Annotated in this window: 17 protein-coding genes and 2 pseudogenes; 5 read left to right on the top strand and 14 right to left on the bottom strand. The window is 57.2% G+C overall.

Annotated features, from left to right (window positions below):
- Positions 1-49: 49 nt before the first annotated feature.
- The 5 genes and pseudogenes from DEH84_RS19460 to DEH84_RS19770 form a co-directional block, all read left to right on the top strand.
- A pseudogene (locus tag DEH84_RS19460) lies at positions 50-133 on the top strand (DUF1153 domain-containing protein); the annotation flags it as partial.
- 156 nt (positions 134-289) lie between these two features.
- Positions 290-439, top strand: coding sequence for a hypothetical protein (locus DEH84_RS19320; protein ID WP_218929729.1), 150 nt, complete (start codon positions 290-292; stop codon positions 437-439).
- Between the two features lie 225 nt (positions 440-664).
- Positions 665-1,870 (top strand): IS21 family transposase, encoded by a 1,206-nt coding sequence (gene istA / locus DEH84_RS14245; protein WP_218929728.1) that lies wholly within the window; start codon positions 665-667, stop codon positions 1,868-1,870.
- Positions 1,867-2,679: an IS21-like element helper ATPase IstB gene (gene istB / locus DEH84_RS14240; protein WP_109037450.1), complete on the top strand. Its 813-nt coding sequence runs from the start codon at positions 1,867-1,869 to the stop codon at positions 2,677-2,679. Before istA ends, istB begins: the two co-directional genes overlap by 4 nt.
- 1 nt (position 2,680) lies before the next feature.
- Positions 2,681-3,252, top strand: a pseudogene (locus DEH84_RS19770) (transposase).
- Between the two features lie 160 nt (positions 3,253-3,412).
- Here DEH84_RS19770 and DEH84_RS14230 read toward each other — a convergent pair.
- The 14 genes from DEH84_RS14230 to epsF all read right to left on the bottom strand — a co-directional run bounded on the left by DEH84_RS14230 (position 3,413) and on the right by epsF (position 20,494).
- Positions 3,413-4,879 carry a DUF1501 domain-containing protein gene (locus tag DEH84_RS14230; protein ID WP_245932598.1) on the bottom strand — a complete coding sequence of 489 codons (1,467 nt, stop codon included), beginning with the start codon at positions 4,877-4,879 and terminating at the stop codon, positions 3,413-3,415.
- 7 nt (positions 4,880-4,886) lie between these two features.
- On the bottom strand, positions 4,887-6,722 hold the full coding sequence (locus DEH84_RS14225) for a DUF1800 domain-containing protein (RefSeq protein ID WP_159098980.1): 1,836 nt from the start codon (positions 6,720-6,722) through the stop codon (positions 4,887-4,889).
- A gap of 341 nt (positions 6,723-7,063) precedes the next feature.
- A complete protein-coding gene (locus DEH84_RS19160; protein WP_159098979.1) occupies positions 7,064-8,377 on the bottom strand; it encodes a lipopolysaccharide biosynthesis protein in 1,314 nt (437 codons plus the stop codon).
- Positions 8,377-9,351, bottom strand: coding sequence for a hypothetical protein (locus DEH84_RS19155; RefSeq protein ID WP_159098978.1), 975 nt, complete (start codon positions 9,349-9,351; stop codon positions 8,377-8,379). The genes DEH84_RS19160 and DEH84_RS19155 overlap by 1 nt, the downstream gene beginning before the upstream one ends.
- Before the next feature lie 138 nt (positions 9,352-9,489).
- Positions 9,490-10,743 (bottom strand): glycosyltransferase WbuB, encoded by a 1,254-nt coding sequence (locus DEH84_RS14210; RefSeq protein WP_109037445.1) that lies wholly within the window; start codon positions 10,741-10,743, stop codon positions 9,490-9,492.
- Complete coding sequence (locus tag DEH84_RS14205; RefSeq protein WP_109037444.1) at positions 10,740-11,555, bottom strand: glycosyltransferase family 2 protein; 816 nt, start codon at positions 11,553-11,555, stop codon at positions 10,740-10,742. Before DEH84_RS14205 ends, DEH84_RS14210 begins: the two co-directional genes overlap by 4 nt.
- A 13-nt stretch (positions 11,556-11,568) precedes the next feature.
- A complete protein-coding gene (locus tag DEH84_RS14200) occupies positions 11,569-13,200 on the bottom strand; it encodes a hypothetical protein (protein ID WP_109037443.1) in 1,632 nt (543 codons plus the stop codon).
- Positions 13,201-14,082, bottom strand: coding sequence for a CgeB family protein (locus DEH84_RS14195; RefSeq protein WP_245932597.1), 882 nt, complete (start codon positions 14,080-14,082; stop codon positions 13,201-13,203).
- Positions 14,083-14,237: 155 nt separating this feature from the next.
- Positions 14,238-15,392, bottom strand: coding sequence for a glycosyltransferase (locus DEH84_RS14190; protein WP_109037441.1), 1,155 nt, complete (start codon positions 15,390-15,392; stop codon positions 14,238-14,240).
- Positions 15,389-16,105 (bottom strand): exosortase C-terminal domain/associated protein EpsI, encoded by a 717-nt coding sequence (locus DEH84_RS14185; protein ID WP_109037440.1) that lies wholly within the window; start codon positions 16,103-16,105, stop codon positions 15,389-15,391. The genes DEH84_RS14190 and DEH84_RS14185 overlap by 4 nt, the downstream gene beginning before the upstream one ends.
- Positions 16,102-17,019, bottom strand: coding sequence for an exosortase B (gene xrtB, locus DEH84_RS14180; protein WP_159098977.1), 918 nt, complete (start codon positions 17,017-17,019; stop codon positions 16,102-16,104). The genes DEH84_RS14185 and xrtB overlap by 4 nt, the downstream gene beginning before the upstream one ends.
- Entirely contained in the window at positions 17,012-18,142 is a 1,131-nt protein-coding gene (gene gmd, locus DEH84_RS14175; protein ID WP_109037438.1) for a GDP-mannose 4,6-dehydratase, read from the bottom strand. Before gmd ends, xrtB begins: the two co-directional genes overlap by 8 nt.
- Before the next feature lie 47 nt (positions 18,143-18,189).
- On the bottom strand, positions 18,190-19,038 hold the full coding sequence (locus DEH84_RS14170) for a polysaccharide biosynthesis tyrosine autokinase (protein WP_159098976.1): 849 nt from the start codon (positions 19,036-19,038) through the stop codon (positions 18,190-18,192).
- A gap of 31 nt (positions 19,039-19,069) precedes the next feature.
- Positions 19,070-20,494 (bottom strand): chain length determinant protein EpsF, encoded by a 1,425-nt coding sequence (gene epsF, locus DEH84_RS14165; protein ID WP_109037436.1) that lies wholly within the window; start codon positions 20,492-20,494, stop codon positions 19,070-19,072.
- Positions 20,495-20,501: the final 7 nt, after the last annotated feature.

Genomic DNA, 20,501 nt, shown 5'->3' with positions numbered 1-20,501 from the left:
TCCGACGAAGTGGGTCAGTATTACTGCGGCGGTGACAACTGCGTGAACTAAGGAGGCCTATGGCGAAGCAATGCTGGAGCTGCGTGCCAGAAAAATGCTGGCATCCCTGCTGGGCAACGAGGACGAGAAATGATCCTCGGCCAACAGCAGGGACTGGCTGAAGACCGATGGAAGGTCGGCCTGGTCAAGCTGTGCCAGTGGTTCGAGATGCCTCGACGCACGGTGTACTACCGCAGCACCAAGGCAGCGCCGAGGGGGCAGGAGCACTTCGTCAAGCCCAATCAAGGCGATGACCGAAGAGAACCCGTCCTTCGGTTACCGCACCGTGGCGCACTTGCTCGGATTCAACAAGAACACCGTGCAGCGCATCTCCCAGCTCAAAGGCTGGCAGGTTCGCAAACGGCCCGTGCGCTTCAGACTGTCAGTGGCACTCCAATAATCCCCAGTCATGGCATTCGAATTTTCCCCACCCATCTCATGCAAGGAGCATCAGATGGAGCAGGAACAGCAATGCTTGAACACAGACCATGACGAGGTTGGCCAGCAGGGCCCGAGGGCCCTGCTGGCCGGCGTCGCTACCGTGCCGGGAGACATCCCGGACACGGAGGCAGGCGTGATTGGTCAAACTCAATGGCAGGAGATAAGGCAAGCCAAGGCGGCGGGGATGAGCATCTCGGCCATCGCCCGCGAGATGGGGCTGGACCGCAAGACCGTTCGCACGGCGCTTGGCAGCGAACACTGGCGACCTTACAGCCGCCCCAACCGGTCCTCGATGCTCGATGAGCACATGGACTGGCTGCGCCAGCGGGCGCCCGAGGTCAACTTCTCTGCGCGCATCCTGCATCAGGAGTTGCGTCTGCAACGCGGCTTCGTGGGCTGCTACGAGGTGGTCAAGGTGGCCGTTCGCCCGCTGCGTGCGCAGGCGGTGTCAGCGGCGCTGACCCAGTGCCGCTTTGAGACGGAGCCAGGCGAGCAGGCCCAGGTCGATTGGGGGCAGATCAAGGTCCGCTTCGGCGAGCAGCCCGTGAGGGTGCACGTCTTCGTCATGACGCTGGGCTACAGTCGGCGCGGCTTTGCCGAGGGCTTTCTCAACGAGCGCCTGGGCAATGTGCTGGCCGCGCATGAGCACGCCTTCGCGCACTTCGGCGGCCGCTGCGAGACGCTGCTGTATGACCGCATGCGCACTGTCGTGCACCATGAGCGCGATCGCAGCCGGCTCAACACCACCTTCGAGGCCTTCGCCCAGCATTGGGGCTTTCGGATCAGGCTGTGCCAGCCCTACCGGGCCAAGACCAAGGGCAAGGTCGAGTCGGGCGTCAAGTACGTCAAGCGCAACTTCGTGCCAGGGCGGACATTCCGGAATCTGGAGGACTTCAACGCCCAGTTGCTGGAGTGGCTGACGCAGGTCTCCGATGTGCGCATCCACGGCACCACGCACCAGCGGCCCATCGAGCGCTTCCAGCTGGAGGCCGCTCACCTGACGGCCACCACCAGCCAGCCCAGCTTCTTGCAAGCCATGGTGCGAGAGCGCGTGGTGGCAGAGGACTGGCTGGTGTGCATCGACGGCAACCGCTACTCCGTGCCCTTCGGGCTGATCGGCAAGACCGTGCAGGTGGTGCGAGAAGGCGCGTACTGGGTGATTCGCCACGCGGGCCAGGAAGTGGCGCGCCATGAGCTGCTGGCCGGCAAGGCGCAGTTGAGCGTCCAGCACGCTCACGGGCCGCGAGCAGCCCGGGCATCACAGGCGGCGGCTGTCCCACTGCCCACGCCGGTGCATGACGGCCCGGCGCGGACCTCCATGGCCCACGACGTCGAGGTGCGCGATCTGTCGGTCTACGAGCAGCTTGCCGCTGCACTGGAGGCCGCATGAACGCCACCGCCATGACCACGCCTGCGCAACTCGAACGCCTGGGCGAGCACCTGCGCAAGCTTCGGCTGCACAAGAGCAGCGAACGGCTCGAAGCCCTGCTGCAGCACGCAGCAAGCCAGGAGCAGCCTTACGCCGACTTCCTGGAGCAGGTGCTGGGCGAAGAGGTCGCTGCCAAGCGCAGCCAGAACATCGCCATGCGCACCGCCATGGCCAGATTCCCCTTCGTCAAGCCGCTGGAGACCTTCGACTTCGGCTATCAGCCCTCCATCGACAAGAAGCAGGTGGCCAACCTGGCCACCTGCCACTTCATCGAGCACGGCGACAACGTGATCATCCTGGGGCCGCCCGGCGTGGGCAAGACGCACCTGGCCGTCTCGCTGGGGCTCAAGGCCATCGAGGCCGGCTACCGAGTGCTGTTCACGTCGGCGGCCAACCTCATCGCGCAACTGACCAAGGCGTACGCCGAGGGCAAGCTCGACGACAAGCTCAAGGTGTTCACCACCCCGAGGCTGCTGATCATCGACGAGATCGGCTACCTGCCCATCGACCGGCAAGGCGCCAATCTGTTCTTCCAGCTCATCAGCCGCCGCTATGAGCGCGGACCGATGATCCTGACCAGCAACCAGAGCTTCGGCGCTTGGGGCGAGGTCTTCGGCGACCGGGTCATCGCCACTGCCATCCTCGACCGGCTGCTGCACCACGCCGTCACCCTCAACATCCGCGGCAACTCATACCGCCTGAAGGAAAAACTCAAGGCCGGGCTCGTTCGTTCCGACGAGTCCGATCCTCAACCGGGTGGGGAAATTTGAAATGCCACGGCTGGGGAAAATTGGAATACCGTTGACATCAGACCTTGCATCCAGGCTTTGCCTTCTGTGGCCAAGGCGCCAGACGTGCGCTGGGCCACCTATCTGTGCCGCGTGTGGACAGGGCGTGATGGCTTGGGCTTCGCTCGCCCTAGTGATCGATTGCTACAGCCGGGAGCTGCTGGGCTGGCACCTCAGCCGCAGCGGCCGATCCAAGACAACTGAGGCGGCCCTTGAGCAGGCGCTGATCGCTCGCTATGGCTGCCTGGGCAAAGTCCGACAGCCGCTCTTGCTGAGGTCAGACAACGGCCTGGTGTTCACCAGCCGCAGCTACACGGCCCTGGTCAAGAGCTATGGCCTGCAGCAGGAGTTCATCACCCCATACAGCCCGGAGCAAAACGGCATGGTCGAGCGCGTGATCAGAACGCTCAAAAATACGTGCGCCGCCACCAGTTCGAGACCCTACAGCACGCCAGCCGCGTGATCGCAGACTGGAACGGCTTTTACAACCACCGGCGCCCTCACCACGCGCTGGGCATGAAGACCCCCGCTGAGGCTTTTGCTTTAGCAGCCTGAGCCGTGCAGAAACCGCTAGGTCAGTACAGCGCGGGCGCTTCGTCGACCTTCCCAATTCAAGGCTGCTGCTCAACTTTATGGACTCGATGGTCTCGGCAATCAGGTAACTGCCAAGCACATTCTCGGGCGGTTTATGCAGGCCTTGCAAAAGAAATTCGCCTTATGCAGCGAACGGGCTTGGTATGCCACTAGATGAAAAGTTACCAATATTTGGGAAAACTGATGAAAGTTGGCTGTCTGCAATGCCCATCCAGCGAGCCATCGCCGCTCCATATTGCTCGACAGAGGTTGTGGGCAGAAGCGCACCATTAAAAACCTGATTGGGGCTGCTGTCGAACCAGTTGTCTGACAAGTTTTTAGTGCCGAGCACGGGAAGTTCGCCGAGGACTCTTCCCCCCTTGACCGCGCCACCCATAATGAAGTGATGACCTCCCCACCCGTGGTCAGTTCCGTCACCATTGCTTGTGAAGGTCCTACCGAAATCGGAAGCTGTGAATGTCGTGACCGAGTCACGCATGTTCAGTCTACCTAAAGTCTCGTCAAAATAGTTAAACGCATGGTCGAGCGATGACAACAGTTCCGCGTGGCGATTCATCTGACCATCGTGGGTGTCGAAGCCCATCGCTTGAACAAAAAACACTTGTCGCTTGAGGCCTAGCGTATCGCGAGCGGCTAGCATCCGAGCAATAACACGAAGCTGTCTCGCTAACGGATTCACTCTTGTCTGGCCCGTAACCGGCGAGATGTAGTTCATCTCGCTGTCCACTCCCAGTCTGGAGTCGGCCGAGGAGGGCAACGCGCTCCTCAGGGTCTGCTCGGCCGAGATGCTCCTAGCGGCTACGCTGGATAAGTCTGCTCCGAAAGGGCCAATATTGTCTCTTTTCGCCACTCGAATCAAGACATCAGCAGCGACATTCGAGTTAAGTGTGGGTCTACCATCACTTCCAACCCGATATCCGTATGTGACTGGACCGCTAAGGCCAAGTTGATACTGCCGAACCGATGAGCCAGAAAGCCAGACGGTATTGCCGGCTGCGGAAATGGCTGTGAACAAACTGGAAGAATTTGAGCCGGCGACGATATCAGCAATTCTTCCGCCCCAACCGATAGAGGCGCCCTCTGGCCCCAAAGCCTGCCACGTGGTGGCTTGATCGTTGTGGGAGAAGAGTTTCGGTGGAACGCGCCTTGTCTTCTGCACATACTGAGCCTTCGAAAGAGGTTCAATCAGTGTCCCAACGTTGGCGAGCACAGCAAGCCGCCGCTCACTATTAAACAGCCGCTGCATCTGCTTAAGTTGAGGATGTAGAGCGATGGTTCGCTCATACGCCACTGCTGGATAAAGCGCGAGTACTTTATCGCGCGGTAGGACGATGCTTTCTGGCTGTTGTGTCCGGGTCTGTGCGTAGTTTTTCCAAGATAAGTCATCTGTCGGCAGGACGGTGTTGAAGCTATCATTCCCCCCCGCCAAATACACGCATACCAGCGCTTTCTGGTCTCCCGCGCTCTGGGCCGATGCGCTGCCCATTGCAGCGAGGTTTAGCGCTGTCGCATACCCTGCGCCTAAACCTGCAGAAGTAAGTGCTCCGGCTTGCTGGAGAAAGAGTCGGCGAGATACAGTAGAAGTCATGTCCAGCTCACTTTTGAACGAGGAACTCGGGAGATGCCACTGCCAGTGTGAGTGCAGTCCATACGCGACGCTGGAACGTGGAGTCGATCTGCGCTTGTGTTGGATTTGTCCGGGACCGGTAATCGATCGAGTTCATCGCTTCGACCAAGTCGGCCCTAAGTTCTGTGCTCATGCCGCCTCCGAAAAGAGCTGTGTTAATGTGTTGCGCGAGTTCCGAAGGATTTTCGGCGAGTTTTCTAATGGGGTGCGAAGCGCTCAGGTTGAAGGGAAACTGAACATCGGGGGCAGACCCTCTTCCGTCATACCCATAATTGCCTGCGCCGGTTGATATTGTGTTCGCGAGAAAGCTAATATAGCCCGCCATGCTCGTTTCGTCCGCGATCTGAAGCTCAGGTGCTACCATCGCCACAGCACCTGTTTTTGAACCTGGTGCTACATACCCAGGACGATAGAAGTTGAAAACCGAAGGCGAGAACATTGGAGCTTGGTTCAGTCCGTAAGCTGCCTCACGAGTGTTTCCAATCAAATAATTCCCGGAAGTTGACGTGGCTGCGTAAGCCCGCAGGAGGTTTGAATACCGAAGAATCGGCTCTTTCACTTTTCCGTACGCAGCGCCCTGTGCCAGAGTTGGGTTCCTCGCCTCGTCATCCAGCAGTGCAGCCTTCAACGTTTGACCCAAGTTCCCTCCCGAGGAGGTGAACTTGGCGGCGACCCGGGAAACATACGCTCTTGACGGGTTGCTAGTCACGAACCGCTGAATAATTTGTCTGCTGATGAAAGGCGCCACATTCGGATGCGTTGAAATTATATCGAGGGCTTGCTTGAGCGTGGCCATTGGATCAGCCTGTGAGGTTATCGCTCTCCCCAGGATTGTTTTGCTGCCCCCGTCATGAAATTTTGGGTACCCTCTCATAGGGATCGTCCAGGGATCTTGAAAACCCGCTCTAGTGGACGTGCCCCAGAACTTAAAGCAGTTGTCCGCAGGATAGTCGGGGCAGTCCCAACTGAAGCCAGTGAAAACGCGCGCAAGCTCCGAAACGTCGCCCTGAGAGTAGCTTTCTATTTCCTTACCGGCCGTATCTCTCTTCGGCGTTCCATCGGTGTTCAACTGGACAAGGCCAATGGAAAAAAGCTGCAGGATCTCTCTGGCATAGTTCTCGTCGGGCACGCGGCCCGTGACGGGATCGGCCTTCTGGTTTCTCAAGTGAGAAAGGTAGCACCCCATCATCGGGTGCAGCGAAACCGCTTGCAGCAGATCCCGATACGAACCGAACGCGTTCTTCGTTAGGGTATCGTAAAAGGACGCGACGCCGATCCCAGAGCTTGCGCCACATTGGTCAGCAAATGACACGACGAAGATCTGTGAGAGCGCGAATGCCATTCGCTGCCTCAGTTGGTCCGGTGAAGTCAGTGCTTTCTGCCAGAATCCATAGAAGAACTGGTGTTTCCCGCCGGTAGCAGCATTTCGCTCAGTGGCCAACTGTTGATGACTGATGCTCAAGGGCATGACAAGCTGGCCGTCAATCCACGCACCATAGGTCCGCGCTTTGACTTCAGCAACAGACGAGTCCGACGGTCCGAAGGTTGCTTGGCTCAGAAAGCGGTGAGCGTCTATGGAGGTTGTTGGCGCCGACGCTGCATAGTTTGGTGCGTCCGTTGTGCTCTTGACGAGAACAATACCTGCTGCCTGAGCGCTCTCGCCGATTGCTTGTGAGGCCACCGCCACAGTCGCTGTTGACTCACCGGCCCCGCCACCCCCGCAGGCCGAAAGGAAGCCGGCTGCGAACAGTGTGGCCCCAGCGAGAAGTGGGCGAGTCACGATGTTGGAGAGTAAGTCTTGCATGGCTGTGGTGCAGAATCTATGGAAGGATTGTCGTGGAGCCATGCACGGCCGCTGTGTGCGTATGTCACAAGGCGCGATCAGCTTACATGGTCTTACAAAAGGACGCTTTTTCAAACATTCGGACTTATGTCGTGTCGATAGTGAGGGGTAGCCGCAAGGTAAAGCCGTGTTGCCGATTCTGATTTCTTTTCGTTTGAAGTGTCCTGGTAGAGATTGGGGTAAATATTAAGATTGAAACAAAGTAATATGATGCTTCGAAGGCGCATCAGGAATCGTTGCGGATCTAACGCGGACCTAAGAATAAGAGGCCGCGCGCTGGCTCACTGCATGCGCGAGTGCAGTCAATATATTCTCGTTATGTTTGAAACGCTGTCTTCGGTTAGCTTGAGCGCTCTTGGGACAACGTATAGAAAAATTGTAACCTCTCCTATTAATAGGGAAATCAGCATGCCTACCAAGCCGTGGCTTTCGGTTAGCTCCCAACCCAGCAGAATGCTCAACGCGCTGCTTACCACCATCGCCACGCCCATACCTGAATGGCTGTTACTCGAGGCGAGCACGATGGAACTCGTGTTCCACAATGACGAGACTGCAGAAGCGGCCAGTAGCCAGTGCAGCACGAACGGCTGAAAATTCGCGCTTGAGCCAAGCCATATGCTGCTGATATACCCCCCAAACACAGCGAGCGTAAATCCTGAGCAGGAGGCAGCCATCGCGGTGATGGCCGCTGACCCACGGTGAAGACGGCGAACCTGTGCAAGATTATGAGCACCGAACGCTCTCGACATTTCTGGCCACACCGATGCGTTCAATACATTGGTTGCCTGCATGGGTATGCGCGCGAGCGTTCTCATTGCTGAGAAAATCGCAACGGCTTCGCCACCTAGTGCAGTACCTAGAATCAATATGGGCCCTTGGAGCGACAAGGCTCCTGAAGCAGGAAACGCCATGAACCCGAGCGAGGGCTTGATGAGGCGGCGTGCCAGCGTCTTGTCTGCTTTTACATGTGGCGAGTAGAGCCAAGGGCAAACTCTAGGTAAATGCCATGCCTGAATGGCTAGAAAAGCAGCTTTGACGGTAAGGATGCCAACGCATACCTGGATCGGGCCGAATCCACTGATGAGGAGGGCTGCAGTTGAGGTCGCCTCAGTGAGGCGACTGCAGTTGCTAATGAAGATTCCAGTTCCGTTTCGCCCTGCACACCTGTAGCCGGCGGAATAGACGCCGCCGAAGAAGCTCATTCCCACGTTCACGGCCAGCAACATCAGGATGATCGCTGCGACGTTGTCTGATATCAAAGAAGTCACCGGGCTGTTTGTGATGATCTTGATCAAGACGAAAACCAGTCCCAGAAGGGTCGCGCAGCATAAAGCTAGGCCAGCGATCCAAAAAGCGCCTCGGTAGGTTTGTTGTGCACCAGTCCGGTCTTCGGCGCCAGCTCGCATGGTCATCTCGTTGCCAGCAGCTGACCCGATACCAAGATCCGCCATTGTTAGGTAAGCAGGGAGTGCGGTGAGTACTAGCCACTGTCCATATAACTCTGCTCCCCAGCTGCGGAAGTAAAGGGGGATGAGGAAGATCTGTGTACCGATGGTCACCGCTTGGCCGAATGTGTTGGCTGCGAGTGCAGAAATAATGCGAGTGCGAACGGACATCAGCGCTCGGGGTTAAATAACTGTTGTAAGGCGGAAAGGCTGCGCCCGGCGTCGATCTCACACCGTTCCCACAACCAACCGGGAGTATCGTCCTGTAAGCAGCGGCCGGAAACGCCTTCGTTTTCCGGTAACCAACGGAGAGCAAGTGTCGGTTTGTGGTTGAGCGCCATATCTACGGTGCGAGGGTACAGGCGGTCCGGGCCTCGCACGCTACCAAAGTCGAGAAAGACATTATTTCGATAACCGGCTGCATCATACGGGTCAAGGTGTTTGTCTTGCGAGAATTCGTTAACAAATAGCGAAGGGGTCCAATCGCTGATCAGGCTGAGGGTGCCGAGGCGATGCATGACGTTCATCAGCGTGTACGCGCAAGCCCAATCAGCAGGCGTGGGACTTTCGATGCGCCGTAATTCGTGTATGAGCTCGGAAGTGGCTTTGGTGAGAGTGCGGCACACAGAGCCGGACTGCCCCAACCATTCGAGGTCGATAAGCCCTGAGCGTTGAACCCAGTTAGGGCTGATCTTGGTGCCACGGAGGAAACCTGACAGAACGTTCTTTGACGGACGAACGAGTCCACAGAACACAAGCAGTCCGCCTTTGCAGAGCATTCGATGGCGATCCGACGAGATCCAGCGATTGCGGAGCATCCTTACCCGCGTGCGTAGCGCCCTCTGTATGTCGTACGCGAAAGGCAAAACCACGTAGTGTCTTGAGACAAGATCGCCTGGATCGCTGCTGGCAGGATCGAACAGAGGCAGGGTGCTCGCCGGAAGCGCCGCCACGACCTCTGGAACCATGCCGACACACAAATAGACAATGTCTGAGCGGCTCGCCAGTTGCGGCCTCTTGGAATGCAGTTCCAGGAGGCTGTTGTAGCCATCCCAGAGGACGATATGGGCACCGCAGGACGGGCTGTCGGCTTGCGCAGCTACGATGCTATCGAGCATGTCGACCTTGCCGTCGCGCGCGCTCATTGCGAGCGATGCGCGCAGTGTGGCATGGCTCCGCAGAGCAGCGACTGCCCACCGCACCCGGTTTGCGTCCGCCAGAAGAAGTGACACTTCGCAGCACTCTGCGGTCAGAACGCGTACGGTGGAGCGCCTCATGAATTGTTAATTCCTTTGAGATAAGGCGCGATGTGACGCAGTTCTCGTCCTGATCATGTCCTGAACCAGGCGCTCTAACACAGAGTCGCGTCCAATTTGCTCTTCGGCGTAATGGCGAGCCGCGATCCCCATCGCGAGGCGACGCTCGGGGCTCGTTGCCAGTTCAGCGATGGCCTTTGCCAGCTCCGGAGCATCTTCAGGCGGCACCACCACGCCACATTTGCGCACAATCGATGCGATCTCGCTGGTCGCACGGCACGTGGCGATGATGGGGCGGCCGCTCGACACCATACCCGTGAGCTTCGAAGGGAGGACGAGGTCTTCTGCTTCAGGACTCTGCGGCAATAGATGGATGTCAGCCAAGCCAAGTAATTCGGGCAACTGCTCGATAGGCTGGAGAGGAAGGAAGTGAACGTTGCGAAGGCCCCGGCACGCCTCCTCGAGGTCTTGTTTCATGACGCCGTCACCGCAGACAACATAGTGAATATCCGCGTGAGTTGGCTGAAGAAGTCTGGCAGCCTCGGGAATGACCATAAGTCCTTGTTTTTGTCCCAGAGATCCGGAAAAAAGGCATACCGTTGCCTCTGCCGGAATTCCCAACATTTTTCGATAAGTGCTGGCATGGGAAAGCGGCGTAATACGCTGTATGTCAGCCCAATTGGGCAACATACGGCACCGTTCACGGCGGACGCCTTTCTCCTTTAACGTGTTGAGCATTCGTTGAGATATGGTCGATACGGCATCGAACCGGCGCATCATCCAGCGCTCAAGGTGTCGCACAATACCTTGCGCACCCCGACCCCTTAAAAAGCCCATTCTGAATGCCACGTCGACCTCGAAGTCTTGGACATGGAGCCAAGCTGTCGCGCCGGTCATCCGAGCCGTCAGCCAACCGGCGGGAGCGCACATGAACGAGGGCGCAACAGTGATCACGACGTCAGGGCGCCAAAAACACTGAAGTAACATGACCGGCACTGAACTGATGCCAAAAGTAGCGAGATGAATGACGCGTTTGATGCCACTCGGATTTCGCGGGACCCATATCGGAGCACGCCAAACCTTACAGCCAACCATATCTTCCTTCCGATATGGTGGCCAACGATAGTTTCTGTCGATCTGCCAGTTAGGGTAGTATGGCGGGGCGGCAACCACCCGGATCTCGTGTCCATTTTTGGCTAACCATTCTGCCATCTCGCCAGAATACTTGCCGATTCCCGTCGGTTCCGGCGCGAAATTCGCGCTATAGATGAGGACCTTCATCGTTTTTCCTCCCGCATTTCACGTACTTTGAGGACGATTAGATACTCATATATAGACTGTAAAATAGAGTAACGCAGCCCCGGCCAACCGTCCATGAAGGCGCGACGGACCAGTAGCATGTACACAAGTTTTACCAGCGGTCGTGCGGGCAAATCGTAAAAAATCGCTTTCTGATGCTGACGACGTACGTGAAAGTCTCGCCCGAAAAGCGCCGTTGACCAAGATGGCTTTATGACATTGCCGGAGTTGATAAGCTGCGCCTCCATGGTGGAGTACCTGTTGTGTTTGTCTATCCAGTGCGAAAGCCCTTTGGAGAACGGATGATGATCGAACGTGCCTCCGAGTGTCAACGTTTGGCCCTTAACGCAGAGCACTTCATTAATTTCACGCTCGTAATGCGCGTGTCCTACGCGCACGAGGCGAACGTAATATGGGGAAATCTGCGCGTGCTTGAGCCAACGCCCCCACCAAATGTCTTTACGCTGGATGCTGAAGGCAGACACGCCTTCAGCAGCTTGACGTACTGCACGAAGCATCTCTTCAGCGGTCTCTGCAGGAACGCGCTCGTCTGCGTCAAGTATAAGTAGCCACGAGTGACGGAAGGGTAAAGCGAGTCCAGCGTTACGTTGGCTGGCATAGCCGTCGAAAGCACGTTGGGTGACGGTTGCCCCGGTTCCTTGGGCCAAAGAGACAGTCCGGTCGGTGCTGAATGAATCCAGGACGTGGACGTCATCCGACCATCTCACACTGTCCAGGCATGCAGGTAGGTCGTGCTCTTCATTCTTTGTAAGGATTAAGACCGAAATGGACATGAGCGGAGTTCTATCAGTTGGTGCGCAGCGAACAATGTTTATCGAGTCCTGGTTCGGGGGGCGGCGCCCACAATGCTTCGCGATGAAATAACTTCAGAATAAACGTAACCACCGCCAGCACAAGTGCGTAAACTAAGACGTTCTGAAGGTTGTCTCGAGTGATTTGCGCAATCTTTTTGCTGATGGAGTCTCCACCAATGCCATACTGAAATATTGTATACGCAGTTCCCAGCGCGATTGGAGAAATGAATTGGCCGCATCTCAGGCGCGTTAGTGAGTCTTGTGTTATAAATATTGGAATCAAGACCCAAAATACGACGACAGGCATCCACGGGCCAGATATGACGTACAGGTCAGCCCACATAGAGCCAGTTACAAAGGCCCCCAGCGGGGCCCCAACAGTTCGATTCAAGTAGTAATCGCCGGTAGAATAACTCAGCGTCTGCTTGTCGAGGTCTATATGCAGCGCGTCAAGGGCGTTCTGCGGTAGTAGAGCTATTACCTTCAGCCACTGCGCTTCAATCAGGCCAACTTTATCTTCTTCACGAAAGCCTTGACCAAAAAAGAGCATGTTGTCATGAAATTTCGTTTCGGTTAGTCGGCCAAGCATCATGTTGCTGAGGTAAACCTCATCGTATAAGTTGAGGTTAAGCGAGTGTCGCATGTTCTCCTTCGCGGATGCCAGCCTAGCAGTGTCGAAAAACGTCTCTGCCGTTTCCTTTACCAGTTCTGTCGCGCTGACCTTGTCTCGTTGCTCGCGAGTGATTTGCATTGCGAGCATCAAATCGGATAGAACTGGAAGGCAAGCAATCAAAAATGCCATTGCAAGGATCCCCCGTTTGATGAGGCGCTTCCTCACCAACTGCTTCCCCTGGCATTTGTAGATCAAGAAGACAAGTGTGAGCTGCAGGGGGCCGATAAACATCACACCCCGATGATTTCGCGCCACTGCTAATAGAACGATGAGCGCTGCCCAAGCTGCGATGAGCGGAATCTGGGTCTTCATGTTGCAATAGCGTTGCCCCGTAAGGTCTTGGTAAAGCGGTAGCATGAAGGGAAGCCACACTAAAAAAGTAAGCCCTGCCATCAGTTTTCCGCCGACGTCACCCGATGCCCCGCCACCCGCAAACATACCCAGCATGCCAATCGATCCCAATGCCCAAAGCGTTATAGGCATGGGAATCCGGTGAATGCGAAGCGGTCCGTAGACTTTTTCGGCGATGAAGTTCGAGGCCCCGCTCAATGGCGTGAAGTTACGGTAGACAAAGTGGGTGAAAACGGCACTTAAATGCGCTACCGCAAGCACGCTGAACGTCAACCCGGGGGCTCGTAAGTTCTCGGTAAAAGCCTCGAGGTCTACCGATTGGCTCGCAAGTGCAAGAAACTGGCTGCTACAGGTAAAGCCTAATAAGCCTAGCGATGACAACGGACTCGATGTCATTGAATCGCTATGCCAAAGATATTGGAATACCAGGGATGAAGTGATGGCCACCAAGCCGACGCAGATCAGATTTTCTGGATCCGGCGCGATAACGCACTGGACCAAAGTGAAAATGATAAGGGTGATCTGTAATGTGCCCAATAAGAGTGAGCGATAGCTAAGCCACGGTATTGCGTCGCCTGACCTGGGGTCGAGTGAGTTCATTCACTGCTCCGTCGCACGAGCAATAAAATGGCTAAGCACATCTTCGTTTCCATGTTTATTCGCGCGATACCGAGCAAATCCGCGCTCTGCCACCGACCGCCTTTGCGGTTCGTCCGCGAGTAGTTCGGCGCATGACGCCGCGCATTCAGCGGCGTCTGACCAAAATATGGCCTCCACGCCTTCCTCGTACATAAGTAGGTGTTCCGCTGTCCGTTCCGCACACAGCACCCCCCCAAGAGCAGGTATCTCGAGGGAGCGCGTAGTGTGGAGGTCACGGTTTCCTTTGGACAGTAAACCCAGATTAATTTTCGCGCACTGGATCGCTTTCGCGTAGTCGTCGCCAGAAATGGGGCCGCCTCGCCAATATTTCCTCAAGGTGACCCACTCTGGCGCTTTTTGCCAGCCGCCACCTTGTATGGTGAGTGGAACCCCACGTTGAATGAGGTCAAGTAAGAAAGGGCCGCGTTCCGGCATCCAGGTTCCGAGAAATAAGACGTCGCAGTCCCATTGAGCGTGGTCTTGCGCTGTCAATGGCCTCGGTGCGTGAGTTACTTCATCCGCTGAACGCCAAACGCGGATCACCTTCTTTGCCCCCAACGCGTGCAGTTCGCGTACGTTCTCTTCACGTACAACCGCGAGAAGGTCATAGTCTGGTACTGCCTGGCGGTAAGCAGCGAATCTGTGGCCGTCCCTCGGTCCTGTTGGGTCGTCAATGTTGTAGTTAATGACGAGCGCGGCATGTTTTTTAAGCAGTTTTACTACGCGGGCTGATACGTACTCGCCATTGTCCACATATGCAAGTTCAAACCGCTTGCCGGTCAAAATTTCCCGCAGCCTCGATATGACCAGCTCAGAAAGCCAGTGCCCACCTAAGCGCCACATGATCCGGTCGATCCATATCGTACGCGGTAGCAGCGCTCTTAGGTCCAAGTGTGTAAGTGTATGCCCCAACCTTCGAAGGGCGTTGGCTCGGTCCAAACACGTTCCGGATTTTGGGCCGATATAAAGAATATGCAGGTGGCGGTCCAATTTATCGTTCATAGCAAACGCCTGTATATCTCAATTGCGGCATCGCCATAAGCTGACCATCCACCGATTTGTGACACTGTTCGAAGCGCGTTTCCGCTCATTCGCTCTCGCTCACCGGGTTGGTCGGCAAATCTTTGCAGTGCGTCTGCAATCAGATCTGCACGTCGTACGGGCAGTATGAATCCTGCATCGCCGTCTTTGAATAGATTGGGCGCGCCAGTGTTTTCTGTGGCGATGATCGGGCAGCCACAGGCCATGGCTTGAGCCTGCACCAATGCAAGCCCTTCTTCGAGGCTCGGCAAAACGAGTACGTGGCTTTTGCTCATGCGTTCGCGTAGTTGCTCTCGATTGAGGTGTCCAAGCACATGAAAGTCGTTCGACCATAGATTTACCGCTCTCATCGCATTAACAAATGCTGGCGGCATGCTTCCTGCGAACCAAAGCCGTTTATGGGGGTGCTGCAGCTTGCCAAAGGCTTGAAGGAGGTATGGGACACCCTTCCTGAGACTTGCGCCCCCGGCAAATAGCACGTCGAAGAATTTGTCGTCAGGATGACCGACCTGTTGAAAGTGTTGAAGGTTTACGCCGTAAGGTAAGACCTTGATTTTTTCGGCAGCGATGCCCTGATCAAGAAAGGTCTGACGAGTGAAATCAGACGGGACAGTTATGCAGTCCGCGCGGTGATATTCAGCTTCTTCTCTTGCAACGGTGCGTGGGTCGATCGGAGAATACGATTGACCCCATATCGCGTGCTCCTCGGCCAATACGATATCTTGATGCCGAATGTGCGTCGATCCTCGATCGCATACATATTTTGCGCCAATCTGCTGAGCCGTGATCCCGGTGTGCAGTGCCGCCGAAGACATCCCGACGAATACCTCGCATGTTGGAAGGTTTCGCGACGTGTACCAGTCCAGAGTCGTGTTGTTCAGGTTGGCCCAGTTTCTGGCGATCTGCCTTGGTAGTCGCTGCTTTTGCAGCATAGCGAGATAGGGCGTAATCAGCCACGGAAACGGGCGGATTTTTTCTGGAGGGAGCCCTGCATCTTTGAGCTTGAAGCGAGGGTAGCCGGTGAAGACGCACTCCAGAGCATCGCGAGCGTGCAGTTCTCGTGCGAGATCGAAAGTGTGAAACTTTCCTGGAGTAGACAATGCCACCTTCATGACCTATTGTCCCCAATCAAGGAGCGTCTTTGTGTCGCGGTCAGCGTTGACAGTAAATCATTGATGAATTTTTCTTGAAGAGCGAATGCTAACTCGCTTCGTGTGATCTCAGAGACGCGGAAGAGGGTGCCATCAACACGGTATCCGCGCAGCGCCATGGCGAGGCGTTGAATGTTTCTTTCCTTAGAGCCTCGCGCAATTTCATCTCCAACTCGGATGAAATAGGTTAGAGGCTCGGTGCGCTGTGCTCCCATAGATGTTGTCAGCCGGACCGATTTGATGATGCCATACGCCGTTTGGAGGTCGACCTGTTCGCGCTTGTTGATGCGGAACCCTTGAGATGGGTAGCACGCGTCGGGCGTATGGATCTGACTGTCATTGGTCTGGTCTCTGCCGTAGGCGATTGACAGCATTAAGACCCGCCCAGTGGGCTTGTGGACGAAAGAGTGTGCGTATATCTCGCTGTAGAGGCTGAGCAGGTATTCCTCTTGGGCGGGGCTGACCACCCGACCACCCGCATCGGGCAGACGCTCCCATTCTCCAAATCGCGTCGGAACCAAAGTTTCGTAGTGAGGCTCGCCGACGACGTCGGCCCAATATTTGCGCGGCTTCATCCACTCGGCCGTAACCACACTCCCCCACATGAGTGCTATCGCGATCAACAGGTGAATCACCGGTGCTTTGGGGGCCTTGATGAGGGTGGCGGTACTCATGCTGCGTGCCTCCGCTTGTCGATGATCGCCGCGATGCTCCTAAGCAGGGCGTCAATCATGATGGTGAACAGTAAGCCGGCGACGAAGAGTACTATGCCGGCAAATCCATGCAGGAACCCTTGCCCGACTTCGTCGCCGAAGTGGTAGGTGAGCAGCGCCAGGAAAATGACGCGGGTGACATTTGCCGTGAAGGAGATCGGCACGATTAGCGTGGCGAGTGCAACGTTCCGCAGCAAGGACGAGTGCTTTACCACGTTGATGTAGAAGATCCCCATTGCTTCCAGCATAAAAAGCGTCCGCATACCTGCGCAGGCGTCAGCCACTAGGAGCTGGTACGGGCCGATTGCGATGACGACGCCGGTGTGAGTGATGGGGTAGCCTGCCTGCCACAGCAGTTCGGTAACCACTTCTGTCACTCGCATCTTGATGAACTGGCTAATTGGGTCCGTGATGAACCCTGGCAACGGCACCATGAACACGAAGAAGAACACGGGGAACTTCAACTTGTTGAGCAGAGGAGTGCCGCCCACCCTCAGGACCATGGAGATGATCACGGGGATGAACGATGCCACCTCGAGATGCACGATGGTGAGTGCCCGTGATACCGAGTGAATCAGCACGCCGAAGGCCAGTATGGCCCACGAGAGCCAGATGTCTCGTCGATGGGGTGCTAGGGGCTGGTCATATTCGCGCCAGCGAGTCACCAGGAGGAACATCGCCACGGTCAGCATGATCGGTCCATGGCTGAACTCGCCCTTCGACCACAGCGCGTTGTCACCGTTGTAGAGCAGGTCGTAAACCGTGAAGCTGAACATCCCGAGCATGCCAATGGCATACGCGAGGATGTCGCCCGAGATGGGGAGCCATGGCTTGGCTGGCGCGTGTGCCGCCAGCCCGAGCGCCTCGTTACTCATGGTAGTCATAGGCTTGGAACCCCGCGAGTTTGACCAGGTTGTCGCGCTTGGCCGAGGTGTAGTCGCTCTGCACCATCTCCTTGACCAGATCCTGCAGCGTGATCTTGGGCTCCCAGCCCAGCTTGGCCTTGGCGTTGCTCGGGTCACCCAGCAACGTCTCGACCTCAGTGGGGCGGTAGTAGCGCGGGTCGACCTTCACGATCACGTCGCCCACCTTGCACTTGGCCAGCAGCTGTCCGTTCACCGGCTCGACCTTTGTGACCACGCCCACTTCGTTTTCGGCCTCGCCTTCGAACGCCAGCGTGATGCCCAGCTCCTTGGCCGCAAACTCCACGAACTGCCGCACGCTGTACTGCACGCCCGTGGCGATCACGAAGTCTTCTGCGTGGTCCTGCTGCAGCATCAGCCACTGCATCTCGACGTAGTCCTTGGCGTGGCCCCAGTCGCGCAGGGCGCTCATGTTGCCCAGGTACAGGCAGTCCTGCAGGCCCAGCGCGATGCGGCTGATGGCCCGCGTGATCTTGCGTGTCACGAAGGTCTCGCCGCGCACCGGGCTTTCGTGGTTGAACAGCACGCCGTTGCAGGCGTACATGCCGTAGGCCTCGCGGTAGTTCACCGTGATCCAGTAGGCGTACAGCTTGGCCACTGCGTACGGGCTGCGCGGGTAGAAGGGCGTGGTCTCCTTCTGCGGGATCTCCTGCACCAGGCCATACAGCTCGGAGGTGGAGGCCTGATAGAAGCGGGTCTTCTTTTCCAGGCCGCAGATGCGGATGGCTTCCAGCAGGCGCAGTGCGCCGATGCCGTCGGCGTTGGCGGTGTACTCCGGCTCTTCGAACGAGACGGCCACGTGCGACTGGGCCGCCAGGTTGTAGATCTCGTCGGGTTGGACCTGCTGCACGATGCGCACCAGCGAGGTCGAGTCCGTCAGGTCACCGTAGTGCAGCACGAAGTTGCGGTTGTTGACGTGCGGGTCCTGATACAGGTGATCGATGCGGTCGGTGTTGAACAGCGACGAGCGGCGCTTGATGCCGTGCACCTCGTAGCCCTTGTTCAACAGAAACTCCGCCAGGTAGGAACCGTCCTGGCCGGTGACGCCGGTGATGAGTGCAACTTTCTTTGTCATGAGAGGGGTGTCCTGCTTGAATATGCGCCTGGAGTGGAGATCAGCGGTCAGTACTCGTTGACCAGTGCCCCGGCGATATGAATCTTGCTTTTATTGAGGTGGGCGACCAGCTCTTGCATTGGCTTGACGCGGCTCTCGCCCTTCCGACCGATGACCATGGCGGCGCCACAGTGGGCGGCGATGATGCGGGCGTCCGGGCCATGGGTGGCTGCAGGGGTGTCGACCAGCACGTGATCAAACTTGGCGAGCAGCTCGCGCAGCAACAGGCTGAACGCTGCGCGGTGCAATAGCTCGGCAGGGTTGGGGGCTTGAACGCCGGCCGGCAGCAGATACAGGTTGGGAAGGTGTCCCACGGGCTTGATGACGTTGGGCTCGGTGCGGCCGGCCAGGATGCCGCTCAGGCCGGGGCTGGCCTCAACGCCGAACACTTCGTGCAGCCGCGGACTGCGCAGATCTGCATCTATCAGCAATGTGCGGCCCGGCAGCTGGCTGAAGGCCACCGCGAGGTTGGCCGCGATGAAGCTCTTGCCGTCACCGGAGTTGGCGCTCACGATGGCGAGCGGGCGGCGATTGTCACCTTCGGCCATGACGCCCATGAGCAGCTGGGTGCGGAGGTCACGGAAGGCCTCGATGTTCTCTGAGAACGGGCTGTTCGCGACCACCAACTCGTCGTTCAAGCTGCGCTCGGAGACCGGGGCGTAGGGATAGTGAAACTGCTGGGACAGCGCCCAGATGATGTCTTCCGGCCGCGCCATGCCGAGGGCGACGACCGCTTCACCGAAGCGAATACCGTGTGCGCGCTGGTATTCGAGCGCCTGATCGACCTGCTCGCCGGTGAGGCCCTTGGTGCGCCGGAGGATCTCACCAAGCGACGGGTCTTGCACGTTGGCGTCCATGGAGTGGGTGGGATTCGTGGTCATGTGATGCTTAGGCGTTGTTCGGCAGAGCTTTCATGTCGCCACGCCGCAAGCCCAGGCGCTTCGGCAGGTCCCTGCTCTCTTCATGCTTCTTAAAGGAGGGGATACTGCCCAGGAGTTGCAGGCCCAAAACGGGCTCGATTTCACTGAGTGTGCGCAAGCGGCGATCATGGAGTTCCAAGCCGAGCACTAGCGCAAGCGCAGCGACGAGGGCGCCGACGCCGCCGAGCATGACGTTGGTGAAGAGCCTAGGCGACGACGGCACCGATGGTGCTTTGGCTACCTCAAGCGCTACAACGTTCGATTGTTGCGCCATGCTCTCCAGGCTTGAATTCTGAAGACGGGAGACAACCCCGTCGAGTGCCCGTTGTGCGCTGTCGACCTCGCGCTGGAGGACTGCAGCCTGATCGCGAATATTCTTGAGCTTCAGGACTTTGGCACGTTGCTCTTCCAGCGAGGCGCGCAGTTGAGCCACGCGTGATGCATTGACGGTGTTACTGACGCTGAGACTGCCAGCAACGCGGCGAACTTCGGATTCGAGCTTGCTGCGAAGATCATTGACGTTGGAGCGCAGTTCAATAACCTGCGGGTGATTTTCTCCGTACTTGGCTCGGAACTGCTGAAGCTGGGCTTCTTGCCGAACCACGTCGCCTTTTAGGCCGGCGATCAAGGGGTTGGCGATGATATCGGGAGACTGATCTGTCCGTGTCATGGCAGCGGCTTGGCGGCTGCCAGAGTCGGCGGCGACCGCTTGCAGCGAAACAAGCTGTGCTGAAAGCTCGTTGAGGCGAGCTGTTTCGACGTCAAAGCGCTCGTCGTTTATCACAAGGCCCTGTTGTTGCTGGAAAGTGGACAGCCGAGTTTGTGCCTCAAGAAGGTTTGCCTTGAGTTCTTTGGCACTGGTGTCAAATTGCGAGTTGAATAGCTTGGCTGGATCGGTGCGCAGTTCAACGGTCGTCTCCAGGTACGCCCGTATGAACCCGTTGACGATGGCGGCGGCAAATTGTGGGTCGGGTGATTTGTAGCTCACGTAAATGACGTTCGAGCCGCGCGATGGCCGCGCTTCGAGGCTGGATCGAAGCAGCTGTGCCACCCAAGCCTGGAAGTCGCCGATGCCGCCTGTCGACTCTCGCCAGTTCTCCTGCATGACCTTCGATTCAGCGAGGCGGAGGTTTCGTACCACTTGTTGAGCGACTCGGCTACTGGTCAGAATGTCGATCTGAGTCATCAAGAAGCTGGGTTGCGCAACTCCGGCCAGTACCATGCCTGCGATAGGGTCGGGCGACTTAATGTCGACCACCACTGACCCCGAGGCCGTGTAAGTTTTCGGGGTGAGCAGCGTCGCCGTGGTCACAGAGCCAAGAATCAGCACGAACGTGCTCAGTGCGATCAGCCAGCGCGCGCGCAGGATGGCGATCAGTTGTTCAAAAGTCATCAGATTG

It is taken from the genome of Aquabacterium olei (assembly GCF_003100395.1).
GTDB lineage: Bacteria > Pseudomonadota > Gammaproteobacteria > Burkholderiales > Burkholderiaceae_C > Aquabacterium > Aquabacterium olei.
Note: the sequence above shows the minus strand (reverse complement) of the source record. Positions and strands in the feature narration are given on the sequence as shown.